Origin of the sequence: Pedobacter miscanthi (assembly GCF_032678605.1) — a bacterium.
GTDB classification, from domain to species: Bacteria; Bacteroidota; Bacteroidia; order Sphingobacteriales; family Sphingobacteriaceae; genus Pedobacter; species Pedobacter miscanthi_A.
The window spans coordinates 170,219-195,379 of sequence record NZ_JAVTSU010000009.1; the positions used below are offsets into that span (position 1 = coordinate 170,219).

The 25,161-nt window shown below is 40.9% G+C and carries 17 protein-coding genes; 7 read left to right on the plus strand and 10 right to left on the minus strand.

The window, feature by feature from the left end:
• Positions 1–21 precede the first annotated feature (21 nt).
• Entirely contained in the window at positions 22–1,545 is a 1,524-nt protein-coding gene (locus tag R2R28_RS15035) for an MFS transporter (protein ID WP_316826505.1), read from the plus strand.
• Between the two features lie 10 nt (positions 1,546–1,555).
• Positions 1,556–1,807: a DUF6814 family protein gene (locus tag R2R28_RS15040; RefSeq protein ID WP_316826506.1), complete on the plus strand. Its 252-nt coding sequence runs from the start codon at positions 1,556–1,558 to the stop codon at positions 1,805–1,807.
• A gap of 442 nt (positions 1,808–2,249) precedes the next feature.
• On the opposite strand, the gene R2R28_RS15045 is transcribed toward R2R28_RS15040, so the two are convergent.
• Positions 2,250–3,434 (minus strand): class I SAM-dependent rRNA methyltransferase, encoded by a 1,185-nt coding sequence (locus R2R28_RS15045; RefSeq protein WP_316826507.1) that lies wholly within the window; start codon positions 3,432–3,434, stop codon positions 2,250–2,252.
• Between the two features lie 137 nt (positions 3,435–3,571).
• Positions 3,572–4,588 carry a LacI family DNA-binding transcriptional regulator gene (locus R2R28_RS15050; RefSeq protein ID WP_316826508.1) on the minus strand — a complete coding sequence of 339 codons (1,017 nt, stop codon included), beginning with the start codon at positions 4,586–4,588 and terminating at the stop codon, positions 3,572–3,574.
• 262 nt (positions 4,589–4,850) lie between these two features.
• Here R2R28_RS15050 and R2R28_RS15055 point away from each other — a divergent pair, with 262 nt between their 5' ends.
• The 5 genes from R2R28_RS15055 (at position 4,851) to R2R28_RS15075 (ending at position 13,494) form a co-directional block, all read left to right on the plus strand.
• On the plus strand, positions 4,851–8,072 hold the full coding sequence (locus R2R28_RS15055) for a TonB-dependent receptor (protein ID WP_316826509.1): 3,222 nt from the start codon (positions 4,851–4,853) through the stop codon (positions 8,070–8,072).
• A 12-nt stretch (positions 8,073–8,084) separates the two neighbouring features.
• Positions 8,085–9,926: a RagB/SusD family nutrient uptake outer membrane protein gene (locus R2R28_RS15060; RefSeq protein ID WP_316826510.1), complete on the plus strand. Its 1,842-nt coding sequence runs from the start codon at positions 8,085–8,087 to the stop codon at positions 9,924–9,926.
• A 20-nt stretch (positions 9,927–9,946) separates the two neighbouring features.
• On the plus strand, positions 9,947–11,596 hold the full coding sequence (locus R2R28_RS15065; RefSeq protein WP_316826511.1) for a fibronectin type III domain-containing protein: 1,650 nt from the start codon (positions 9,947–9,949) through the stop codon (positions 11,594–11,596).
• Positions 11,597–11,722: 126 nt separating this feature from the next.
• The gene (locus tag R2R28_RS15070) at positions 11,723–12,745 is read left to right on the plus strand and encodes a pectinesterase family protein (RefSeq protein ID WP_316826512.1); all 1,023 of its coding nucleotides are present in this window, start codon (positions 11,723–11,725) and stop codon (positions 12,743–12,745) included.
• A gap of 8 nt (positions 12,746–12,753) precedes the next feature.
• Positions 12,754–13,494: a rhamnogalacturonan acetylesterase gene (locus R2R28_RS15075; RefSeq protein WP_316826513.1), complete on the plus strand. Its 741-nt coding sequence runs from the start codon at positions 12,754–12,756 to the stop codon at positions 13,492–13,494.
• Positions 13,495–13,934: 440 nt separating this feature from the next.
• Here R2R28_RS15075 and R2R28_RS15080 read toward each other — a convergent pair whose 3' ends face one another.
• From R2R28_RS15080 to pelA, 8 genes are all read right to left on the minus strand, one after another.
• The gene (locus R2R28_RS15080; RefSeq protein ID WP_316826514.1) at positions 13,935–15,560 is read right to left on the minus strand and encodes an NADP-dependent glyceraldehyde-3-phosphate dehydrogenase; all 1,626 of its coding nucleotides are present in this window, start codon (positions 15,558–15,560) and stop codon (positions 13,935–13,937) included.
• A gap of 120 nt (positions 15,561–15,680) precedes the next feature.
• A complete protein-coding gene (locus tag R2R28_RS15085) occupies positions 15,681–17,120 on the minus strand; it encodes an MFS transporter (RefSeq protein ID WP_316826515.1) in 1,440 nt (479 codons plus the stop codon).
• 22 nt (positions 17,121–17,142) lie between these two features.
• Positions 17,143–17,805, minus strand: coding sequence for a bifunctional 4-hydroxy-2-oxoglutarate aldolase/2-dehydro-3-deoxy-phosphogluconate aldolase (locus tag R2R28_RS15090; RefSeq protein ID WP_316826516.1), 663 nt, complete (start codon positions 17,803–17,805; stop codon positions 17,143–17,145).
• Positions 17,798–18,853: a sugar kinase gene (locus R2R28_RS15095; protein WP_316826517.1), complete on the minus strand. Its 1,056-nt coding sequence runs from the start codon at positions 18,851–18,853 to the stop codon at positions 17,798–17,800. Before R2R28_RS15095 ends, R2R28_RS15090 begins: the two co-directional genes overlap by 8 nt.
• A gap of 114 nt (positions 18,854–18,967) precedes the next feature.
• Complete coding sequence (gene uxaC, locus R2R28_RS15100) at positions 18,968–20,368, minus strand: glucuronate isomerase (protein WP_316826518.1); 1,401 nt, start codon at positions 20,366–20,368, stop codon at positions 18,968–18,970.
• Positions 20,369–20,799: 431 nt separating this feature from the next.
• Entirely contained in the window at positions 20,800–22,446 is a 1,647-nt protein-coding gene (locus R2R28_RS15105) for an altronate dehydratase family protein (RefSeq protein WP_316826519.1), read from the minus strand.
• A gap of 1 nt (position 22,447) precedes the next feature.
• Positions 22,448–23,959 (minus strand): tagaturonate reductase, encoded by a 1,512-nt coding sequence (locus tag R2R28_RS15110; RefSeq protein ID WP_316826520.1) that lies wholly within the window; start codon positions 23,957–23,959, stop codon positions 22,448–22,450.
• Between the two features lie 78 nt (positions 23,960–24,037).
• Positions 24,038–25,123: a pectate lyase gene (gene pelA / locus R2R28_RS15115; protein WP_316826521.1), complete on the minus strand. Its 1,086-nt coding sequence runs from the start codon at positions 25,121–25,123 to the stop codon at positions 24,038–24,040.
• Positions 25,124–25,161: the final 38 nt, after the last annotated feature.

The window sequence follows — 25,161 nt, forward strand, 5'->3', positions numbered from 1 at the left end:
GAACCAAATATTCTTTTTCTTATGAGCGAAACGTTACCCAAGAACAACATTTTTAAAGTAATTGGTGCTTCATCACTGGGCACATTGATTGAGTGGTACGATTTTTACATTTTTGGCAGTCTCGCCGTTATTATTGGTCATCAGCTTTTTCCTGAAGATGCAGGTGCTTCGGCTTTAATCAATACCCTGGCCATTTTTGCTGCAGGTTTTATTGTCCGGCCTTTTGGTGCATTGGTTTTTGGCAGGCTAGGCGATTTAATTGGCCGGAAATACACTTTTTTGCTCACTTTGGTATTAATGGGTGGCTCTACATTTTTTATCGGTTTAATTCCCTCTTACAAAAGCATTGGTTATGCTGCACCGATTCTGGTTTTGATATTAAGACTGATCCAGGGTTTGGCTTTGGGTGGCGAATATGGCGGTGCGGCAACTTATGTGGCCGAACATGCACCCAAAAATAAGCGCGGTTTTTTCACCAGCTGGATCCAGACCACAGCAACATTGGGGTTGTTCCTATCGTTGGGCATTATCGTGATTACCAAGAATATTTTAGGTGCCGAAACTTTTGGCGATTGGGGCTGGCGGATCCCCTTTCTTTTATCCATTGTACTGGTTGTGGTTTCGATTTATATCCGGATGAAAATGCACGAATCGCCCATGTTTTCGAAACTGAAAGCGGAAGGAAATGTATCGAAAAACCCTTTAAAAGAAAGTTTTAACAATAAGGCGAATTTTAAAATGGTGCTTCTGGCGCTTTTTGGGGCTACCATGGGGCAAGGCGTAATCTGGTACACAGGTCAGTTTTATGCGCAATCGTTTTTAGAGAATACCTGTAAACTGGATTTCAACGATTCGAGGTACATTTTACTCTGGGGAATTGCCTTTGCCACACCATTTTTTGTAATTTTTGGCGCATGGAGTGATAAAGTAGGCAGAAAGTGGATTATGCTGAGCGGAATGTTGCTCGGAATCCTTTTTTACCGCCCGATTTACCAGGTATTTTTAGATGATACGGATTATACAAAAATTGAACAGACAGCTGTTTTATCGTCGATACCGGCTCCGGTAACTTCAGTTCTCATTGCCAATTCACCAGATAGTTTAAGAACAACATCGCTTAAAGTAATATTGAAAAATGGAGCCTCTTTTAATAAAGTTCAGATCGATACGGTATCAGCTACAAAAGGTATCCTTGCAGGCAAAGAAATAATTAAAGATAAAGTTTTGGCCACACCTATCTTTTGGAAATTTGTGGGTTTAATTTTCTTTCAGATTTTGCTGGTAACGATGGTTTACGGTCCGATTGCGGCTTTCCTTGTTGAGTTATTCCCAACAAAAATAAGGTACACGTCGATGTCATTACCTTACCACATCGGAAACGGTGTTTTTGGAGGCCTAGTACCATTTATTGCTACACTGATTGCCAGTTTTTCGGGTTCTACACCCTTATCAGGACTGTGGTATCCAATAGGAATTGCAGCATTGAGCCTAGTTATCGGAACAATTTATTTATCGAATAAACGAGACGAAAGCATTAACGATTAATACGAAAAAGATGAATACGTTAAAGAAATTTTTAGGCCTGGTTTGGATGGTTTTAGGTCCATTAACCATGACTTTCCTGTTTTTACAGGCGATTGATAAAGTGGGTTTAACGCACACTGATATCGAACGCACCAATACCATTTTGCAATGGGGAATTATCCTGTTTATTTTTCTGCCGATTAGCTTAGGACTGATGATTTTCGGCTTTTATGCCTGGAAAGGAGAATATGAGCGTTTGCCGGAAAGTTCGGAGGAATTGTAACTTCGGTTTTTTAACCAAGAAGTTTTCAGTTGGCAGTAAGTTTCTAAAACACGCTAACGAATGAACTGCTTTTTCACCACAAAGGCACGAAGACACAAAGAAGTTTTCAGTTAGTAATTTTAAGTTGGCAGTATTAAGTTCTAAAACATGCTAACGAATGACAAATGAACGAATGAAGCACTTTTTCACCACAAAGGCACGAAGACACAAAGAAGTCTTCAGTTGGCAGTATTAAGTTTCTAAAACATGCTAACCAATGAACGAATGACAAATGAAGCACTTTTTCACCACAAAGGCACGAAGACACAAAGAAGTCTTCAGTTGGCAGTATTAAGTTTCTAAAACATGCTAACCATGAACGAATGACAAATGAGGCAGTATTAAGTTTCTAAAACATGCTAACCATGAACGAATGACAAATGAACTAATGAACCATCTCTGACTATAAAACCCGTAACAGTAATCCTTTCAAATATTCTCCCTCTGGGAAAGAAATCCTAACCGGATGATCTTCAGGCTGACAGAACTGTTTAATAATCTGCACTTCTTTACCCGCATCAAGCGCTGCCCAGGCAATAATCTGTTTAAAAGTTTCGAGATCAACGGCTCCGGAGCAGGAGAAGGTAGCCAATAAACCACCTTTTTCGAGCAATAACATGCCTAAACGATTTAAATCTTTGTAGGCTCTGGCTGCGCGATCTAAAGCGGAACGTGATGGGGCATATTTTGGGGGATCGAGTACAATTACATCAAATAGCTCCCCCGATTCTTTAAAAGCACGTAATTGTTTGTTCACATCCGATTGAATGGTTGTTACTTTTTCTGTGTCGAATTTATTTAAAGCTACGTTTTGTTTTAGCGTTTCAATGGCCAGGCCCGAACTATCAACGCTGGTTACACTCGCAGCTTCATGGGCTAAACTGTTTAAGCTGAAACCACCGCTATAACTAAAGCAGTCTAAAACCTTCTTATCTTTTGTATAACTGGCTAAAATATGCCTATTATCACGCTGATCGCAGTAAAAACCAGATTTTTGTCCTTCGGCTATATTGATGTGGTAAATAATCCCGTTTTCTTTTACCTCTAAAAATTCTGGTGGATTTTCGCCCCAAAGCAAACCATTTTCGATAGGTAAACCTTCGTGTGTACGGGCAGTGGCATCACTTTTATCAAAAATTCCTTTTGGTTTTAATTCCGTTTTTAAAATTTCGACAATTTCTGTTTTCACTTTTTCAATACCCGAACTTAAAATCTGCAAGGAAAGGAAATCCGCATATTGGTCAACAATTAAGCCTGGTAGAAAATCGGCCTCGCTAAAAACCAAACGGCAAGTATTGGTTTGTTCGCTTAAAATAAACTGACGTGAATCAATGGCTTGCTTTAAGCGGTTTTGGTACCAGTTGTTATCGATGGTTTGTGTTTCATCCCATTCTAACAAACGAACGGCAACGCGAGAATTACTGTTAAAATACCCATAGGCTAGAAATTCATTGTCGAAAGCAAAAACTTTTACTACATCGCCATCTTCAGGTTTTCCTTTAACTTTTTCTAATGCGCCAGAAAATACCCATGGATGCCTTTGTAATGCCGCTTTTTCTTTGCCCTTTTTTAAAATGATTTCTACCATGGTGCAAAGGTAATAATTAGTTTGGAGTTGGGGGTTTGGAGTTTGGAGTATCGTTCATCTGCCCATACCACTAACACTAGAATACCCCGCGCTGGAAGATAAGTTGGGAGTTAGGCTAAGCGCCAACCGGCATACGCTTAGCGCTTCTGCATTTTCACTAGCTCTGTATCTAAAACCTTTGTTTCGAATTCGGTGATAGGTCTTTTGGCTTCAATCATTGAAATTAACAATTCTGTAGCAACCTGTCCCATTTCGAACGCAGGTTGTTTAACTGAAGTTAAGGATGGATTAAATAATTCGACGAGGTTGGAGTTTGTAAAACCTGCAATTGCGATTTTATGCGCCACCTCGGGATTGGTTTTTTTCAGCGCCATAATGCAGCCGGTGGTTAAGCGATCACTCGAGATGAAAATTCCATCGGGATTTAGGGGCAAAAGTTCTTTAACGGCCTGTTCCAGTTCTGCACTGTGCATACCACCATGCTGGCAATATTTAACCAGTTCGGGTTTAAATTCGATATGATATTTGGCCAGGGCCGCCTTATAGCCTTCTAATCTTTCTTTCGTTATTGAAAGGTTTTCAGAATTGGTTAGGTGTGCAATGATGCGTTTTCCTGATAAAATCAGGTGTTCGGTGGCATCAAAAGAGCCTTTAAAATTATTCGCGATTACTTTATGGGTTTCAAAATCTTTCGGCACTCGGTCGAAAAAAACTATGGGCAAACCTTTGGCATATAAGCTCCTTAGGTAATCAATATCCTGTGTTTCTGATGAAAGCGCAATTAACAAACCATCAATAGAACGAGAGGCAAGATGCTCAACGTTTAGTTTTTCCTGTTTGTACGACTCGTGGCTTTGAGAAATAATTACATGATAATCTCTATCATAAGCGATTGATTCAATGCCATTAATCACCTGAGAAAAAAAGTTATTGGCAATTTCGCTCACAATAATACCGATAGAATAACTGCGGCGTTCTTTCAAACTCCGGGCAATAGGATTGGCTCGATAATTAACTTTTTCGGCATAAGCCAAAACCAGTTTTTTTGTCTCTTCGCTAATTTCGTAACGGTCTCTTAAAGCCCTCGAAACCGTTGAAGTTGACAGTCCTAATGCTTTAGCAATATCTTTTATGGTAGATGTTTCAAATCTCATTTTCGTATTGCGTACAAGTTACAAAAAATATCTCTTTAAGGGGATTGGATCAGCAAGATTAATAAACGTCACAACAACGTTTTTGGGAACGTTTGCACACTTTTTTAGTTAAAATTGGTTTCAAACGGTTTTTAGTTTGTAAAATTGTTACATCAACGTAACCAAATATAAAGAAACAATAACATCCCGAAATAGAATTTAATTCTACATGCAAGCGATTGCAGTATCTTAAAATAACCAAATCACTTCAAATAAATAATTTATGAGCAGAGTTCTACTCTTTTTAGCATTTTTCTCTTTTTTTGGATTAGCTGTAGCGCAGGCGCAAACCAGGCAAGTTACCGGAACGGTAAAAGATAAAACCGACGGGCAGCCGCTGGTTGGGGTAAGTGTAAACGTTAAAGACTCCAAAATTGCAGCCAGTACCGATGCAAACGGAAGCTATAAAATCAATATTCCGGCCAGTGGGGCAACCATAACTTTCACTTATGTGGGTTACAAAACCAAAAATGTAACGGTAACCAACCAAACCAAGGTCAATGTTAGCCTGGAAGAAGATGCCAACAATCTTCAGGAGGTTACTGTAAATGTGGGTTATGGAACGGTTTCGAGGGATAAACTTTCTTCAGCAGTATCGAGTGTAACAGCCAAAGATCTGGCCGATTTCCCGGTGAGTACAGTAGCGCAGGCATTGGCCGGTAAACTGGCAGGGGTATCGGTAACCACAACCGAAGGTTCTCCGGGTGCAGAAATAGAAGTTAAAGTAAGGGGCGGAGGTTCATTAACACAAAGTAATGCCCCGCTTTATATTGTTGATGGGGTTCAGCTGGATAATGCATTATCGTTATTATCTCCAAACGAGATCCAATCGATCGACGTGTTGAAAGATATTGCATCTACAGCCATTTATGGTGCCCGTGCGGCCAATGGAGTGGTTATTATTACTACAAAAGGTGGCAAGGAAATGAAAACTTCGGTTTCTTTTGATGCTTATGCAGGTGCAAGGCAGATTGTGAACGAACTGTCGGTAATGAATCCCTATGATTATGTTTCATACCAGTACCAGCTGTATAACTACAATACTTCGCAGGATGTGAAAGACGCATTTACCAAACGTTATGGCACTTTTGAAGATCTTGATATTTACAAAAACATTCAAAATATCGATTGGCAGGACAAAGTGTTCGGTCGTCAGGCGTTTTCGAATACGCAGGTTGTAAACTTAGCAGGCGGAACCAAAACCACCACTTTCAATTTTACGGCAAATAATACTCAGGAAGACGGAATTATGCTAAATTCGGGTTATCGCCGTACTTTTGCTTCGCTCCGTTTCGATCATAAAATTTCGGATAAGTTCCGTACAGGGATCAACCTACGTTACAGCCGTCAGCGTATAGATGGTGTGGGTACTTCGAGTACGGGTTCGCAGGGCACCAACCGTTTGCGTAATTCGGTGCGTTACCAGCCTTACAATGGCGCTGGCGATTCAGGCGATCAGTTTGATGCCGATTATGGTGCAACTTTATTAACCAACCCGATAACATTGGCTAATCAAGAGTTGAAATATGATTACCGTAACGATTTTATCAGCAGTGCCTATATAAGTTATCAGATCTTAAAAAACCTGAGCTTTAAAAGTACGCTTGGTTTAAACTTTACCGATCGTAAAACGAATACTTTTAATGGTCCTTTAAGCGGTGTGGCCCGTAACGCGGCAGGTTTACCGGTTGTAGTTCTGGCCAATTCGAGCACCACAACGCTAACGAATTCGAATACGCTTAATTACAGGCCTAATTTGGGTGGAAAGAACGAACTTGACCTTTTGATCGGTCAGGAGCTTAACCAATCTGATAACAATCAGAACAGCACCACCGTTAAATATTTTCCGGTTAACATTACTGCCGAAGAAGCTTTTGGAAACATCCAGAAAGCAAGTCCGGGAACAGGTCAAGTACAGGATGCGCCAACAACAGGTGTAAGCGGTTTCAGGTTATTCTCTTATTTCGCCAGGGCAACCTACACCTTCGACAACAAATATATTTTAACGGCTTTGGTGAGACGTGATGGTTCTTCGCTATTTGCTGCAAACAACCGTTGGGGAACTTTCCCATCAGCACAATTTGCATGGAGAGCATCAGAAGAGGGTTTTATCAAAAATGCACAGTTAAACTGGCTGGATAATTTAAAACTCAGGGCCAGTTACGGTTCGGCAGGGAACAACAGGATCGATCCAGACCTTTATAAAACATTATTTTACACCAATTCGGTAAGTGCTGGTTACGCAGCGAGTGATGCCTCTATTACCCCGGGACTTGCCACAACAGCTTTAGCCAATCCCCTGTTAAAATGGGAAACCACCATCTCGTTAAACTTTGGTGTCGATTTCAGTTTATTCAAAAACCGTTTATCAGGATCAATTGACGTGTATCAGAACCATGTGAAAAACCTGATCCTGAACGCCGATATCCCGTCTATTTTAGGAAATGCTTTCCAGCTTCAGAACGTTGGTTCTACACAGAACAGGGGGCTTGAATTCCAGTTAACCGGTTTAATTGCGAAAACCAAAGATTTTACCTACAACAGTAGCTTTAACATCGCCTTCAACAGAAATAAAGTTTTGGGTCTTGCATCAGGCGTTACCGCAGTTAAAGCAGCTTCGGGCTGGGTAAATAGCCTTGATGATTTCTATGTTGAGGTGGGCAAACCGGTAGGTCAGTTTTATGGCTATGTTTCAAACGGTTTTTATAGCCTTGATGATTTCGACCGTGCCACTTATGAATCGACCAACAGATGGGTTTTAAAACCAGGTGTAACGGATAATGCGGCCATTATCGGTAAAGCAACCGTAGCTCCGGGCGATATGAAATTATTAAAAACGACCAATTCGGCCAGTAATGTAATTACCGTTGATGACAGGACGGTTTTAGGTAATGCACAACCGAAATTTACCGGTGGTTTAAACCAGCAATTTGCTTACAAAGGTTTTGATATGAGCATCTTCGTTAACTTCTCGGTTGGTGGAAAGGAATATAACGCCAATAAAGTTGAGTTTACCTCTCAGTACAATGTAAAAGATAATAACCTCTTATCAACGATGAACGACAGGTGGAAATGGTACAATGCCAACGGTGCTTTGATCACCAATTGGGATCAGCTTGCTGCTGCCAATGCCGACACAAAAATCTGGACACCGGTTACCAACAACTATTTCTTAACTTCTTACAGTATCGAAGATGCCTCTTATTTAAGGATCAGCAATGTTACCCTGGGTTATTCGTTACCTCAAAAACTATTGGCAAGAACCAAAGTAATTAACAAAGTCCGCTTTTACGCTTCAGTAAATAACCTTTACACCATTACCGGCTACACCGGTTACGATCCTGAAGCGAGTACACGCAGAAGCAACCCTTTAACACCGGGTGTAGATTATGCGGCCTATCCCCGTAGCCGTTACATTTTGGCTGGCTTAAATGTTACATTTTAATTTGAACTGATCATGAACAAAGCATATTTGAAATATAAATTATTGGTGGTGATGTTGGGTGTAATGGCATTTACCTCCTGCAAAAAATACCTCGATGTAACTTCCCCATCAACCACTTCGCCCGAATCGGCTTTTGGAAGTACATCAAATACCAACGCCGTATTAATTGGCGTATACAATAAACTATGTGGCGATAATGGCTATGGAAACCGTTTATCGGCACTTTTCCCACAAATGGCCGACGATTTCAGAACATCCGGAAATTTTACCAACGGATCAGACCGTAGGGGGATCAGCATGTATGCTGCAACGCCCGATAATTCAGATCTATACAATCCATGGCTGCAGTTATACAGCGGCATTTCGAGGGCCAATTATGCCATCAAATACATTCCGTTATCGCAACTGTATACCAATGGATCGGATGCCGAGAAAACAGAAATGAAACGTTATTATGGCGAGGCTTTGGCGCTTAGGGCACAGTTTTATGCCGAATTATTGCGCAACTGGGGCGATGTGCCTGCATATTTTGATGCACCTACCGATGTGGAGGATGCATATATTCCCAATGTTAACCGCGACGAAACCTATAACCGCATTATTGCTGATTTAAAAATAGCCGAGGATTTGGTGCCATGGAGAAGCGAACTGCCGAGTTACGGCGATTTCCGTTTTACCAAAGGTGCCGTTAAAGGTTTAAGGGCAAGGATTGCCCTGGCAAGAGGAGGTTATGCTTTCCGTACTACCGAAAATGCCATGGTGCGCAGGGCCGATTATCTGGATTTTTACAAAATAGCCAAAGAGGAGTGTTTGGACATTATGAACCACAGGGGTGATCATAGTTTAAATCCGGTTTTCGAAAATGTTTTTAAAACACTACATACCACCACCCGTTATGATGATGCACACGAACTGATGTTGGAAGTTGGTGCTTTTGGTACCAATGCCTCTACCGATAGTAAAATCGGTTATTACGACGGCCTTGTTTTTGCCGCTGGATCATCTTACGCTTCGCAACAGGCTGGCGGTGGTGTAAATGCCATTCCAACCTATTTTTACGAGTTCGATCAAACCAAAGATTGCCGCAGGGACGTAACTATTGGTACCTACCAGATCAATGCCTCAACGTTAAAAATACCGGTATTGCCTACCTCGCAGACCAATTCTAAATTCCGCAAATCGTGGACGGCATTTAACAATGCAAGTACATCACAGAATTTCTCGATCAACTGGCCAATCCTCCGTTTTGCAGACGTGCTTTTAATGTATGCAGAAGCAGATAATGAGATCAATGGCGCACCGTCTACTGCTGCCATATCGGCTTTGCAAGAAGTTCAGAAACGTGCCTATTTAGGTTTCGAAACACAGATTCCGGCGGTAGCGACCGATAAGGATGGCTTTTTTAATGCGATTGTTAAAGAACGTTTATTAGAATTTGGTGGTGAAGGCATCCGCAAGTTCGATTTGATCAGGTGGAACTTATTACAGACAAAACTTGAGGAAACCCGGACTAAATTGAGATTGTTTATGACCAATACAGGAGCCTTCGCCAGCGTACCGAAAACGGTATATTATATTGCTTCTGCTTATAATTTATCACCAAGTGTTACAGAGGTAGCCACGATCAATTTTTATGGTGGCAATGCAAATACCGCATTGTTCCAGCCTACAACAGCAACTTCTACGCCTACAGGTTATACCTCATTGGCATGGTCTACCAATATTACCGAAGATGTAATTACCAGTGCCGCCAAAGGTGTGGCACCAGGTTATGTTCCGGCAAAATCGCTGTTCCCATTTCCGGCAACAGCCATTATCCAGAACCCAAAAATCAAACAAAATTCTAGTTATTAACCGCTTTTTAGGTATTAATCATGAAAAAATATATTAACCAACTGGGCTATAAAATGACTTTCCTTTTAGGGATAATCATTTCTATTTCAGCCTGCAAAAAAGATGTTGATCAGCCAACAGAAGCTGCCCGTTCTTTTAAACCTAGTGATGTTAAAGTTAGCGCATCGGCAACTTCGGCAAAATTAACCTGGACGGCACCTTTAATGTCGACCGGGAAAGCACTAAAATACAGCATCGATTTTTCTACAGATTCGCTCTTTTCGAGTGTAAAATATTCAACTACATCCGACACCTCCGGTGTTTCGGTAACAGAAGAAAATTTAGCTGTCCGGACAAAATATTATGCAAGGGTAAAAGCAAACGCAACTGAAACACAGCCGGAATCTAAATACCTGGTAAGTTCATCGTTCCAGTTAACGGGGATCCAGTTGTTTTTACCCATCCGGGATTCGGAGATTAAGGAAACCGGCATTACACTGCGCTATACCCCAACCGTTGGTCTTACTTCGATCGTATTAACGCCAACAGCAGGAAATGCAATCACCGCTACTTTAAGTACTGGCGATGCGGCTGCCGGATTAAAAACCATTACCGGCTTAACTGCGGGCATTAAATACAGTGCAGAATTGTTTGCAGGTACAAAAAGCAAAGGGATTACCACTTTTACTACCCAAACACCTACCAGCTATACTATTGTAATTTCAGCTACCGACGATCTGGCCGCAACCATTGCAGCAGCAGCCAATGGTGCCGTGATCGGTTTAAATCCGGGCACCTATAATTTAACTGCCGCAACAACATTTATTACGCAGAAAACCATCACCCTAAAATCGACTTCAGGCAATGCCACAGATACAAAAATCAACTATAAAGAATTTGATCTGGAAGGTACAGGAGCTGGTTTAACCTTATCAGGGTTAGAACTTGATGGAACAATCGGTGCTTCGCCTTATTTTATCAACCTGATCGGCTCGCAGGCCAATAATGCATCAGCAGCAACCTTTACCAACCTTGTGGTTGATAACTGTATTGCACATGGCTCTACCACTGCGTTTTTACGTGGAGACCGTGGTACTGCGGCGAAAGATTTTAAAATTACTGGCATTACGGTTAATAACTCTATTGTTTACGATATGGGTGCCAACGGAACTTCAACCTATTATACCTTCAACATTACTAAATTGCAGTTTAATACGCTTACGGTATCGAAATCTACTTTTTATAATTGTGGTCCGGGTTTGGTGCTTACGTCAACTGCTTTCGTGGGCGATCAAACCCCAACCGTTCTGATCAGTTATTCTACCATCAATGCATTTGGCGGAAGCGCTAAATATGCCCTGCTGGATGCCAATACCAATCCAATCAATTTCAGCATCCAGAACAGTATTTTGGCCAATACACCAAAAGCCGGAACGGTTAATGCAGCCGCCATAAGGGGTACAGGCGCGGGAAGTTCCCTCACCATTTCGAATACCAATTATTTTAACCTGAACAGCGCATTAACCGCTGGCACCGCCTTAACATTTGGTACGGCAACCTTAAGTGTTACACAGCAGCAAAACTTAGGTTGGACAGCAATAACCACCGATTTTACATTACCGGCAGGTTCAACATTAAGAACTTCGAGCACCACCGGAACCGCAATAGGCGATCCACGCTGGGCTTTTTAAAACAACATTTATTTTACGAAGGGCAGGGGTTAACCTGCCCTTTTTTAATGAAATTTAAATAGCAAAAGTTCGTCATTGCTTCGTTGTTCCTCCTCGCAATGACGAACATTACTTTAACCAACCAAAATGAAAAAAATACCCTGCTATAAACTGATTACCCTCCTCCTTTTAAATATCATACCCTTTATTTACGCCAATGCTCAGGATCCCGAATATCCATCTACAATTACTGTTTCGAAAGATGGCAATGCGAACTATAAAACCATTCAGGAGGCCGTAAATTCGGTAAGGGATTTAGGGGAAAAAGAGGTTAAAATCTATGTTAAAAAGGGCACCTATAAAGAAAAGCTGATTATCCCATCCTGGAAAATCAGGATTTCAATTATTGGGGAGGACCTCGAAAAGACCATTATTACTTTCGATGATTATTCAGGAAAGTCAAATCTGGCAGGCAAAGATATGTTTGGCAATGCTAAATTTAGTACCTATACTTCATTTAGCGTATTGGTTCAGGGAAATGATACTCACCTCGAAAATTTAACAATAATCAATGCTGCAGGCCGTGTTGGGCAAGCTGTTGCCCTACATGTAGAAGGCGATCGTTTTACAGCAAAAAACTGCAGGTTTCTGGGCAATCAGGATACACTTTATGCTGCCGTTGAAAATAGCCGTCAATATTATCAGAATTGTTACATAGAGGGCACAACTGATTTTATTTTTGGCAAGGCTACCGTTGTTTTTCAGGATTGTACGGTCAAAAATTTAAGCGATTCTTATGTTACAGCAGCCTCTACCTCCGCACAACAGAAATTCGGATTTGTTTTTCTAAATTGTAAGCTTATTGCCGACTCTTCTGTAACGAAAGCTTTTTTGGGCCGGCCATGGCGACCTTACGCAAAAACAGTGTTTTTAAACTGTGATTTAGGGAAACACATTCTGCCTCTAGGTTGGAATCCTTGGAAAGGCGACGCGATGTTTCCGGATAAAGAGCTTACGGTCCTTTATGCTGAATATAAGAATACAGGTGCAGGCGCATCGCCCAAAACAAGATTAGCCTGGACAAAACAACTGACTGATAAAGAGGCTAAAAATTATACTTTAAAAAATATATTGGGTGGAGCAGATCAATGGAATCCAATTACAAATTAATTGAACAGATGAAAAGAAATCTCTTTAAAATTTTTGCGGCAGGGGCTTTAGCGATTTTATTCTCCTTTACTTTTGTCCAGAAGAAAACAAAACTCTACATCATTGGCGATTCTACCGCAGCGAACAAAGAAGAAAAAGCTTATCCGGAAACGGGTTGGGGCATGGTTTTGCAATCTTTTTTTAAACCTGATGTTACTGTTGATAACCGGGCTTTAAACGGACGCAGTACCAAATCGTTTCGTGCAGAAAAACGCTGGGATCCCATTTTAGCGCAATTAAATCCTGGTGATTATGTTTTTATAGAATTTGGGCATAATGATGAGAAAATTGATAAACCAACCATTGGCGTTTCTTTAGCTGATTTTAAAACCAATTTGGTTAATTATGTAAAAGAAACCAGAAGCAAAAAAGCTTTTCCGGTTTTATTGACGCCAATCTCGCGCAGAAGTTTTAAAAATGGTATTTTAATCGATTCTCACGGCGATTACCCACGCGCTACCCGCCAGGTGGCCGACTCGTTAAATGTGCCCTTAATTGATATGCTTGCCAAAACAGAAAGTTTATTAACCCGTTTGGGGGATGAGCCTTCGATTAAGCTATTTAACCATGTGGATTCGGGAAATGTAAATTACCCAAACGGCAAGAAAGATGATACGCATTTAAGTCCGGAGGGAGCAAAACAGGTTGCTGGCTTGGTAGTGAAAGGGATTAAGGAGTTGAAGTTGAGTTTAGCGAAGAGTTTGAAGTAAAAAATAGAGTCATTTCTGTTTTTACCGCAGAGAGCACAGAGAAATTCACAAAGTACGCTGAGTTGGGTGTCTAAATGCGCTTATCGTCCCGATTTGCAATCGGGATGCACGAGAAAGGCGATTGTATCGCCATTAATTGCTCTTACCGCATTACAAATGCGAATCTCGCTAATCCTCGTTATAAACGAGGGCTATGAAGGGTAATGTTTCGGACAGGTTGGTGAGGCACCGACCTTGGAGTTAAAGCTAAAATAGTTTGTCATCCTGAACGCAGTGAAGGATCTTTTAAATGATCCTAAATTAAATAACGAATCGATCAGGTGCAGTATTTCATAGGCTAGGGATTCTTCACTGCGTTCAGAATGACAGAAAAACAAAAAAGCCGCAAACCCACAGATTAACATCCATGTTTTTGCGGCTTGGTTCTTATAAACTATTCGTTAAAAAATATACTTCGTACTTAAGAAGTTCGAATCATCTCCTCTAACAATTTCATTCAATAACTTTTTATTGTCCTCTGTAAATTTAGTAGCCACCAATGAGCGAATCGAGAATGAACGCAAGGCATCCACTACAGAAAGCGTTCCTTCGGCACTGTCTTTACGACCGGTGAAAGGGAATACATCTGGTCCACGCTGACATTGGCAATTGATATTTACGCGGCTTACCTGGTTAACCAAAGGATCGATTAACGAAGAAATTACTGCAGCATTGTTGCTAAAAATACTCACCTGCTGGCCATGTGGCGAACCGATTAAATACTCGATAGGTTCTTCCAGATCATCAAAAGGCACAACTGGCACAATCGGACCAAACTGTTCTTCGCGGTATAATTTCATGTTGCTGTTTACCGGATAAACGATCGCAGGATACACAAAGGTTTCTAAGGTTTGGCCTCCATTTTTGTTTACCACTTTTGCACCATGCGAAACGGCATCATCAATACATTCTTTTAAATATTCCGGTTTGTTCAACTCTGGTAATGGTGTAAGGTTTACACCTTTTTCCCAAGGCATGCCGAATTTCAGTTTTTCTACTTCTGCAGATAGACGTTTTAAAAATTCCTGTGCCAAACTGCGGTGTACATACACGATTTTAATCGCTGTACAACGTTGTCCATTAAAAGAAAGCGAACCTAAAACGGTTTCAGAAACCGCTAAATCCAGGTCTGCATCTTTGGTGATGATCGCTGCATTTTTGGCATCTAAACCTAAAATTGCCCTTAAACGGTTTACTTTAGGGTGTAGTTTTTTGAGTTCGTTGGCTACTTTACTCGAACCGATTAAAGTAAGCACATTGATTTTACCAGATTTCATTAAACCCGGAACAATCGTATTACCACGGCCATAAATGGTATTCACCACACCTTTAGGGAAACTAGAACGGAAAGCCTCCAACAAAGGATAGTGTAACAAAGTACCGTGTTTAGGTGGTTTGAATAAAAGTGTGTTGCCCATAATCAAAGCCGGAATAAGCGTTGTAAAAGTCTCGTTTAAAGGATAATTAAACGGCCCCATACAAAGTACCACCCCAAGCGGAGAACGGCGCACCTGGGCTACAATTCCCTGCTCTATTTCGAAACGTGAAGACTGTCTGTCGATATCCTTCAATGCATCGATGGTTGCATAAATGTACTCTACCGTACGGTCGAATTCCTTTACTGAATCGGCATAAGATTTACCGATTTCCCACATAATCAATTTCGCAACAATTTCTTTTTGCTCAAGCATTTTGTGCGTAAAGTTTTCGACGCAGCGGATGCGGTCGGCAACACTCATGGTTGGCCATTGTCCACGACCATTGTCATAAGCGGCTACAGCAGCATCTAAAGCTTCTGTCGATTCTTTTTCTGTACATACCGGAAAACTACCGATACGCTTTCGTTTCAAACCTTCGGGGGTTTTTACGCATACTGGAGAAAACACTTCGTTAAATGGTCCGTTCCACGGTTTCATTTCTCCATTTGAAAGAAACTCCTTTTGATTGATTTCTTCCGTGAGCCTAAATTCATCTGGAATCTGGCTCTCTTCAACGAAAATACTTTCGAGGTTTAGAGGTGTACTCAATTTGGGTTGGTTGTTAGGGGTTTATAATTGTGTTAATCTATGGTTTAAGTATAGATTAACCTTGTTGCAAATATATCAATACGCAGATAATTTAACTTTACCTGCGTATTAAATCTGCAATTATTTTAATTCGATTACTTTATATTTTGGAACTAAAGTTTTCATTACTGTCCAGCCGATTAAATAACATACCGCACAGATGGAAAAGATAATGAAATATCCGGCTTCTTCACCTTTAAAACCCATAAAAACGATCTGGTTTTTGCCGGTATAATCGAACAGTAAACCAGAGCCTTTATTGATGATGAAAGCGCCTATACCGCCTGCCATACCGCCAATACCGGTAATGGTTGCAATGGCTTTTTTAGGGAACATATCGCCCACAGTAGAAAATATATTGGCCGACCATGCCTGGTGGGCAGCACCTGCAATACCGATAATGATTACCGGAATCCAATAGGTAATGTGCCCTAAAGGTTGTGCTGCCAGGGCCAAAAGCGGGAAGAATGCAAAGATCAACATGGCCCTCATCCTTCCTTCATAAGGATTCATACCTTTTTTATCAACGAAATAGGTTGGTAACCATCCGCCAACAATGGATAGTAAAGTAATCATATAAAGTACAAATAACGGAAGCGCACTTTGTGTAGAATCCATTCCGTAAACAGATTTTAGGTAGGCTGGTGTCCAGAATAAAAAGAACCACCACACGCCATCTGTCATAAATTTACCAAAAGCAAAAGCCCAGGTTTGTTTATATTTAAAACAATCAACAAATGAAACTTTCTCTTTAGTTTCTTCAACATAATCGGCTAATTTTCGATCGTTGATCACATCCTGTTGGATATAGGCCAATTCTTCGGCACTCACTCTTTTATGCAATTCTGGCTTGTTATAAACGAATACCCATAATCCCATCCATAAAAAACCCAATGCACCGATGATAATGAAAGCCATTTCCCAGCCATAAGCTTTGGCAATAAAAGGAATGGTAATGGGTGCCGCAAGTGCTCCAACAGTGGCACCAGCATTAAAAATACTGGTGGCAAATGCCCGGTCTTTTTTAGGGAAATATTCTGCCGTAGCTTTAATTGCCGCCGGAAAATTTCCAGCTTCTCCAACTGCCAATACAAAACGGGCAAAAATAAATAAGGTAACACTCACTGAAACCACCATCCCGGTATCGTTAACACGGGCAATGATTTCTTTAGCGCCTTCAAAACTTACAAACCAGTTGCCATTAATGATCCCTGCGGTTGCAATACCACAAAAAGCATGTAAACAGGCACCAACAGACCAAACACCTATTGCCCATAAAAAGCCTTTTTTAGTATCCAGTTTATCAACTAAACGACCTGCAAAAAGCATCGATATGGCATAAAAAATAGAGAACAGCGCTGTTATATTTCCATAGTCGTTATTGTCCCAATGAAACTCTGGTTTAATAAAATCCGTCCAGGTTAAAGAAAGTACCTGCCTGTCTAAATAATTTATCGTAGTGGCTAGAAATAACAGCAAACAGATGGTCCATCTATATTTGCTTGTTTTGGGTTGGTTCATTTGGTTAGGGTGTGTTAAATTTTTATTTGCTTTGCTGAATCAGATCAAGCGCTAATTTTGTATTGTCGAATAACTCCTCGTAAAGGCCTTTGCTCATTACTTCTTTGCTAATCAATTTGCTCCCCATACCAACGGCACAAACACCTGCTTTAAACCAGGTTTTTAAATTATCGGCATTAATTTCTACACCACCAGTTGGCATAAATAGCTGTCCGGCAAAAAGATCTTTAATTGATGAAATAAATTCAGGCCCTAAAATGTTAGCTGGAAAAATTTTGATCAACATGGCTTTGTGTTCTTGTGCCACGCTAATTTCGGTCGGCGTCATACAGCCTGGGATCCACAGCATACCAATTTTGTTGGCAATTTCGGCCACTGCAGGGTTTACAATCGGGGCAACAATAAAATCAGTTCCAGCTTCGATAAAAGCATGTGCATCTGCAGGAGTTTTAATCGTTCCGATACCTAAATAAAGATCGGGCATTTCGGCATCACGTACTTCTTTTAACTTTTTAAAGTTTGGCAAAGCAGATTTTCCACGGTTGGTATATTCGAAAACACGAACACCAGCTTTATACAAAGTGCGTAATATTTCTACACTACCCGCTTCGCTATCCTGATAAAAAAGGGGTAACATGCCCTGCTCTAAAATGGCATCTAAAATTTTGTGCTTGTTGCTAATCATTGCGTATTATTCTTTTTTCTATATCTGCTACTGTACTGGTTGTACCATCACTTGGAATGTATAATTTATCGTATGCTGCCGCTGTGGCAAAGTTTAAAGTTTCTTTGGCTGATAGCTGGTTGTAAAAACCGTAAATCAGGCCAGCCATAAAACAATCACCACTGCCTACTTTATCTAAAATTTCATCCGATACATATTCTTCAGATACGGTTAATTCTCCCTCAGTGTAAATGGCAGTATAATACCTGATGCCCTTACCATGATCGAATCTGAAAGTATTGGCAACCGCTTTACATGCCGGAAACAAACTTAGTATTTCTTTAGAGGTATCGGCTGCCTGCTGCAGTAACGTTTCTTTTGCATAACCCTCAGTTGGCAATAAATCTTCGTGCAATGCAGTACCCAGCATTTTATTGGCCGCCCAAACATTACCCATAATCAGCGTACAATATTGCGCCAGTTCAGGTAAAACATCGATCGGATCTTTACCGTATTTCCAAAGTTTTGCACGGTAATTCAAATCCAGTGAAATGGTAATGTTCCTTGCGCTTGCAGCTTTTAAAGCTTCCAGGCAAACATCAGCAATAGATTGATTAATGGCAGGACATATGGCACTGAAATGAAACCAGCTCACCTCCTCAAAAACTTCATCCCAGTTAATCTGTCCAACCTTTAAATCGGCATAAGCAGAATTTGCCCGATCGTAAATTACTCCTGCATTTTTAAGGTCTTTCCCTTTCGGAAGATAATACAAGCCTAAACGCTCACCGTGGTAAACCATTGGTGTAGTATCAATGTTCCGTGCATCCAGATAATCTACAACTTCGCGGGTTACCGAATTATCGGGCACTGCCGATAAATAGGCGGAAGGAACATCCCAAAGGGCCAGTGCAGTGGCTACATTCAGCTCTGCTCCACCCACATAAAACGGTAATTTATTTTCTTTTAGCCATTGGCCGTCCATATCCGGACAGATGCGTAAAAGTATTTCACCAAAGCTTAAAACTTTTTTTCCTTTTTTTGATGAAGCGAATATTTGGGTGCTCATTTTTATATATCATCGGCGTATTTCATGCTGTTTTCTGCAACGGTATGAAAATGGAAGGAAAACGATTGAAATGATTTATTTCCAACGAAATACCTCTTTAAAGCCTTATTTTGGTTAAAATTTAAAGTAATTTTTTGCGTTAAAGTACGAAATATCCTGAACAATTTTGCCAACCCACTCCAGGTCGTTAGGCAATTCGCCATTCTCAATGTCTTCTCCAAAGAGGTTACAAACAATCCTTCTGAAATATTCGTGACGGGGAAAAGAAAGAAAACTGCGCGAATCGGTAAGCATACCCACCAAACGGCTTAAAAGCCCCATGTTGGATAGTGCGTTTAATTGTTTGATCATGCCATCTTTCTGATCCAGGAACCACCACGCTGAGCCAAACTGTACTTTACCTGCAACAGACCCATCGTTAAAGTTACCGATCATGGTTGCAATTAATTCGTTATCGGCAGGGTTAAGGTTGTAAATAATGGTTTTGGCTAGTTTATCCTGGTTATCTAAACGGTTCAAAAATTTAGAGAGCATCCGCGCCTGGCTAAAATCGCCGATTGAATCCCAACCGGTATCAGGGCCTAATTGCCTCAACATCCGGGCGTTGTTGTTGCGTAATGCACCAAGGTGATATTGTTGCACCCATCCTTTTTCATGGTCCCATTCTGCAAAATAAACCAGCATGGCCGATTTAAATTTCAGGTTCTCCTGGTAAGAAATACCTTGTTTACTACGGATTTTATCAAAGATGGATGAAATTTCAACATCGGTATAATCTTCGGCATAAATCTGCTCCAAACCATGATCGGAAACCGAACAGCCATTATCGGCAAAGTAATCGTGACGGCTTTTTAAGGCATCGATATAATCCTGAAAGCTGCTGATGGTTTTATCTACAACACTTTCTAATTTGTTTATATATTCGTTTAAACCTTCAATATCGTCACTGTTCATCGCTTTATCCGGACGGAAAGCAGGTAACATTTTCAGGTTTGCACCTTCTCTTGCCAATTGCTGGTGGAAGTTTAAGCTATCCAACGGATCATCAGTAGTACAAACGGCTTCTACATTCATTTTGGCCAACAAACCACGTACTGAATATTCTGGTGTTTGCAATTTTGCAGAACATTCGTCATAAATTTTCTGTGCGGTTTTGCCAGATAATAAATCGGTTACACCGAAATAACGTTGAAGCTCAAGATGTGTCCAGTGGTAAAGCGGATTGCGCAGGGTATAAGGAACGGTTTCTGCCCACTTCTCAAATTTTTCATAATCTGATCCTACACCGGTAATGTATTTTTCATCAACACCATTGGCACGCATGGCCCTCCATTTGTAATGGTCGCCAGCAAGCCAAACCTGGCTCATATTGGCAAATTGGGTGTTATTGGCAATCTGCTCCGGAATAAGGTGATTATGGTAATCTATAATCGGCAATGGTTTTGCAAAATTGTGGTAAAGCTTTTCTGCTGTTTTACTTTGCAAAAGAAAATTTTCGTCTAAAAAAGGTTTCATGTTATGTGATTTGAGACATTAGATAATAGATTTGACATGATCAAAACGACTATCGATTCATTTTTTATTTATTAGTGGTCTTTTATCCCCGGTCTATGCCCTCACAGATCGGAACTCAATTTATGTTTCGCTTAGTGGTTTGTGAGGACACAAACCACGGCGATTGGATGATCAAAACGCTCATCTATTCTTTTTTTATTTATCCCCGGTCTGCGCCTTCACAGATTGGAACTCAATTTATGTTTTATCGTTTAGTGGTTTGTGAGGACACAAACCACGGCGATTGGATGATCAAAACGCTCATCTATTCATTTTTTATTTATCCACGGTCTGCGCCTTCACAGATTGAAACTCAATTTATGTTTTTCGCTTAAAGACTTTAGACTTTTCTCTGCACCCAAAACTCCCAACTCCGGACTAAAAACTCCAAACTAAAGACTCACGCCCCGTTTCCATGGAATAAAATCATCCTGGTTAAGTAAAACCGCTTTAGGAATTACTTCTCCGCTAGCTGCTTTAATACAATATTCCAAAATATCTTCGCCCATTTGTTCGATTGTTTTTTCACCCTCTATTACCGGGCCGCAGTTGATATCGATGATATCGCCCATGCGTTTGGTTAAGGCATTATTGGTGGAAACCTTAATGGTGGGGCAAACCGGATTTCCCGTTGGTGTTCCCAGCCCTGTGGTAAACAAGATTAAGGTTGCGCCCGCTGCTGCCTTTCCGGTAGTAGCCTCCACATCGTTTCCGGGTGTACAAACTAAATTTAAACCGGGTTTAGTTGCGGGTTCGGTATAATCCAAAACATCTTCTACAGGTGATGTACCACCTTTTTTTGCTGCACCTGTACTTTTAATAGCATCCGTAATCAAGCCATCTTTGATATTTCCAGGCGATGGATTCATGAAAAATCCGGAACCAACGTTTTCTGCGGCCTGATTATAAGCCGTCATCAACTGAATAAACTTACGAGCCGCGGTTTCATCTTTGGTACGGTCGATTAGCTGTTGTTCGGCACCACAAAGCTCTGGGAACTCAGCAAGCAGCACTGTTCCACCTAATGCCACCAATAAATCGGAGGTATAACCTACAGCCGGATTGGCACTGATGCCACTAAAACCATCACTACCACCACATTTAACGCCCAAAACCAATTTACTTAATGGTGCGGGCTGGCGCTCAATTTTATTGATTTCGGTTAAACCGATAAAGGTTTTACGGATGGCTTCTTTAACCAACTGTTCTTCGCTTTGCGATTGCTGTTGCTCAAAAACAAATAAAGGTTTATCGAAATTCGGACTACGTAATTTTAAATCGTCCATAAAATCTTTAACCTGCAAATTCTGGCAACCCAAACTTAATACCGTTACACCGGCCACATTAGGGTGATCGGCATAAGCGGCCAATAATTTGCTCAAAACGGCTGCATCCTGACGGGTACCGCCGCAGCCGCCCTGATGGTTCAGGAATTTAATGCCATCTACATTTTTAAAAACACGGTTAGCCGATGGGTTGGCCAATCCGATAGAATTTGGATCGGCTTCTTCTAAGATTTCGCCATTTTTATACGCCTCTACCAACTGGTGGGCGTACGATTTGTATTTATCGGTAACGGCATAACCCAGCTCGTTATGTAAAGCTTCACGGATGACATCTAAATTTCGGTTTTCGCAAAAAACGGTTGGGATAAACAACCAATAATTTGCTGTTCCTACACGGCCATCGTTACGGATATAACCGTTAAAAGTTCTGCCTTCAAATTTAGAAACATCAGGTGCATGCCACTCGTAATGATACGGGCGAAATTCATATGGGTCTGAAGCATGTTTGGTATTTTCGGTATCCATCAAGCCACCTTTTAAGATGAAATGCTGCGCTTTACCAACCAGTACACCATACATAATAATGTGATCGCCGGCATTCATATCCTGCATAAAAAACTTATGCTTGGCCTGGATATCATCCTGCAAAGTATATTCCTGTCCGTCGTGGATAATGGTTTCGCCTTTTGCCAGGTTTTGCAGGGCAACAAGCACATTATCGTTGGGATGGATTTTTAAAATTCTAGTCACCATTTTAAATTGTTCTTTCTGGATGCAAGTTACTTAAAGTTTCTTTTGCACCCTTATTTTGTAATAATTCTACGTAAGATTTTACGGCCTCGTTAAAGCCTGGATAATTGTTCAGGTTTTTATCCCAAAGGCGTCTATCGCCGAGGGTATTATCTACAACAGTTTCAGGATTTCTCCAATATTCGAATAAAATTTCGGCAAATTCATCCTGTACCGGGTAAGTTTTTCCGTTTGCTTTAGCCGTATAAACATCGCCATCTTTGTTTACGTTCATAAAAAGGATGTAGGCGGCAACTCCCAAAGCGGTAAGCTGGGGGACTTCATTTTTTAAGGCGTAATACTTTCTAATCAGCGGCATGTTACGCATCTTCATTTTAGAAGTAAAATTTAGCGTAATGGCTTGCCACTGGTGTTCTAAAAAAGGATTGCTGAAACGGTCGATTACGCTATCGGCAAAAGCAATGGCTTCTTCGTAGGTGATATCTTCGTTTACCACAGCCGGCGCAATTTCTTCCTTCATCAGTTTTAGCACATTGTTGGCAAAATCTTCATCAGCCATTGCTTCTTTTACGGTATTAAAACCAGCTAAAATGGCCAATCCGCAGCTAATGGTATGTGTGCCGTTAAGTAGACGGAGTTTTAATTCTTTAAATTTATCGATGGACGGAACAATGAAAATTCCTTTATCTGCCTTTTCGAAAGATAAAATTTCTTTCACTTTTTCGCTTGATGATTCAATAGCCCAAAGCCTGAAAGGTTCTGCCATAATCATCAGTTCATCTCCGTAACCCAGATCGTTTTCGATGGCTTTTTGTTCAGCGGCCGGAAGTTTTCCAGGCACGATCCTGTCGACCAAAGTTTTACAAAAATGGTTGGCGGTTTTTAACCAGTTTTCGAAATCCCAGCCCAACTTGTTCTGGATGGCAAGTTCCAATAAAATTTCTTTCAGTTTATCGGCATTATCGCTGATGAGTTCTGTAGGTACGATCACCATTCCGCTTTCGGCAGAACCATTAAAAGCTTTATATCTTTCGTGCAGGAAAGCCAACAATTTGCCCGGGTATGATTGTGGTGGGTTATCGGTAATTTTATCCTCACTTTTCACAATACCTACTTCGGTGGTGTTCGAAATTACCACCTGCATTTCGGGCTGATGAGCGGCCTTTAAAATTTCTGTCCAATCCTGCGAAGCGGATAAAACCCGACTGATAGAAGCGTTGATGGTATTTTCTTCCACACTCACACCATCTTCAATACCTTTTACGCAAAGGGTGTACAGATTATCCTGTTTTGCAAATTCATCTGAGCCACCCCTTGAAGTTGATTTAACCACCAAAACCCGGCCGTTAAAAACACCTTTTTGATTGGCCTTATCGATAAAATAATCAGGCAGGCCACGCAATAAAACACCCGTTCCAAACTGAATTACCTTTTCGGGCAAGGCTAAAATTTCGGCAGTTGGTTTTGTAACCTTATCGCCATTAATGTTTTTTAGATTTTCTTTGTTTAAAATCATTGGTAATGTTATTTGACCACCCAGGCACGAAGGCACCAAGTGAGATTTATAATTTCCTGTTAACGAGTTATATTTTATTTATTTGCCGTTTGTGGTTAACCACTTGGGGTATTCTTTTTCGATTAATTTCTGCCCCCAGTTGCCGTACCAGGCATAACCGTTGCGCCTTTCGGGACTTAATTCTTCTAATTTTGTTTTGATGGTATTGTCTCGATCGCCGAAAATCGGGGTGTTTTTATCGAGGTCGTAAAAACGTGCCCAGGTATTGGCTGTATCATCAGCAATCAAAGCCGCTGTTTTAATATTGGTTTTAGGATCGCTTGGTCTATCGAAACGGTAACCTGCAATTTTATAGGTATCGAACCATTTTACCGCTGCAGCTATCGCATTTTTTTCTGCCTGTGATGGATTTTTCATCCGCATTAAAAAACGAATAATTCCTGCCGATTCACTTGTACTTAACGAAGCCGGTTCGAATGCCCTTGCTTTTGCAGGTAACATCGAATCTTTATCATACTGAGCCGCCCAGATGGTTAAGGTTCCATTTTGTTTTACCTGTGTTTTTAAAATACACTCGATGCCTTTTGCCACCGCTTTTTCTGCTTTTTTAATATAGGCGGGGTTAACCACTTCGAAATCATTTGTTTGTGTGGCAATGTCTTGCAAAATGTTGAGTACATTGATCATTGCATCATCGTTATAAGTAATTTCCGAACGGTACAAAGCTTTATCCGGATAATATTGTGGCCAGCCACCATTTGCATACTGGGCCGACAAAATATAATCCAAACCTTTTTCAGCCGCGCTTAAATAAGTTTTATTTTGTGTTTTTTTATAAGCTTTAACCAGGTAAAGCACCTCTCTGCTGGTGGCTTTATTATCGAAGGTGGCATGCAAATCTTTAGTGGCTTTTATTTTGGCCAGTAATTCTGGTGTTAAGGCAGCACCGTAGTTTACCACACTTTTATCTTCCAGTTGTTTTGGCCAGCCACCATTGCCCAATTGGTAAACGAGCATTTTATCTGCCGTAGAATCGGTTGGCTGCTGTGCGTAGCAGGATAGTAATAAAGTGCCACACAATAAGGTTAACAATATTTTTATTTTCATCATTTTGTTTGTTCCGTGGTCCGTGTCCTCACAGACCACCAATTTTCTTTTTTTCATTTACCATGGTAATTGTTTGCCACGGATGCACGGATTAA

Coding starts and splice junctions, on each gene's coding strand:
- R2R28_RS15035 (WP_316826505.1), top strand. CDS start 22: ATGAGCGAAACGTTACCCAAGAACAACATTTTTAAAGTAATTGGTGCT.
- R2R28_RS15040 (WP_316826506.1), top strand. CDS start 1,556: ATGAATACGTTAAAGAAATTTTTAGGCCTGGTTTGGATGGTTTTAGGT.
- R2R28_RS15045 (WP_316826507.1), bottom strand. CDS start 3,434: ATGGTAGAAATCATTTTAAAAAAGGGCAAAGAAAAAGCGGCATTACAA.
- R2R28_RS15050 (WP_316826508.1), bottom strand. CDS start 4,588: ATGAGATTTGAAACATCTACCATAAAAGATATTGCTAAAGCATTAGGA.
- R2R28_RS15055 (WP_316826509.1), top strand. CDS start 4,851: ATGAGCAGAGTTCTACTCTTTTTAGCATTTTTCTCTTTTTTTGGATTA.
- R2R28_RS15060 (WP_316826510.1), top strand. CDS start 8,085: ATGAACAAAGCATATTTGAAATATAAATTATTGGTGGTGATGTTGGGT.
- R2R28_RS15065 (WP_316826511.1), top strand. CDS start 9,947: ATGAAAAAATATATTAACCAACTGGGCTATAAAATGACTTTCCTTTTA.
- R2R28_RS15070 (WP_316826512.1), top strand. CDS start 11,723: ATGAAAAAAATACCCTGCTATAAACTGATTACCCTCCTCCTTTTAAAT.
- R2R28_RS15075 (WP_316826513.1), top strand. CDS start 12,754: ATGAAAAGAAATCTCTTTAAAATTTTTGCGGCAGGGGCTTTAGCGATT.
- R2R28_RS15085 (WP_316826515.1), bottom strand. CDS start 17,120: ATGAACCAACCCAAAACAAGCAAATATAGATGGACCATCTGTTTGCTG.
- R2R28_RS15090 (WP_316826516.1), bottom strand. CDS start 17,805: ATGATTAGCAACAAGCACAAAATTTTAGATGCCATTTTAGAGCAGGGC.
- R2R28_RS15095 (WP_316826517.1), bottom strand. CDS start 18,853: ATGAGCACCCAAATATTCGCTTCATCAAAAAAAGGAAAAAAAGTTTTA.
- uxaC (WP_316826518.1), bottom strand. CDS start 20,368: ATGAAACCTTTTTTAGACGAAAATTTTCTTTTGCAAAGTAAAACAGCA.
- R2R28_RS15105 (WP_316826519.1), bottom strand. CDS start 22,446: ATGGTGACTAGAATTTTAAAAATCCATCCCAACGATAATGTGCTTGTT.
- R2R28_RS15110 (WP_316826520.1), bottom strand. CDS start 23,959: ATGATTTTAAACAAAGAAAATCTAAAAAACATTAATGGCGATAAGGTT.
- pelA (WP_316826521.1), bottom strand. CDS start 25,123: ATGAAAAAAAGAAAATTGGTGGTCTGTGAGGACACGGACCACGGAACA.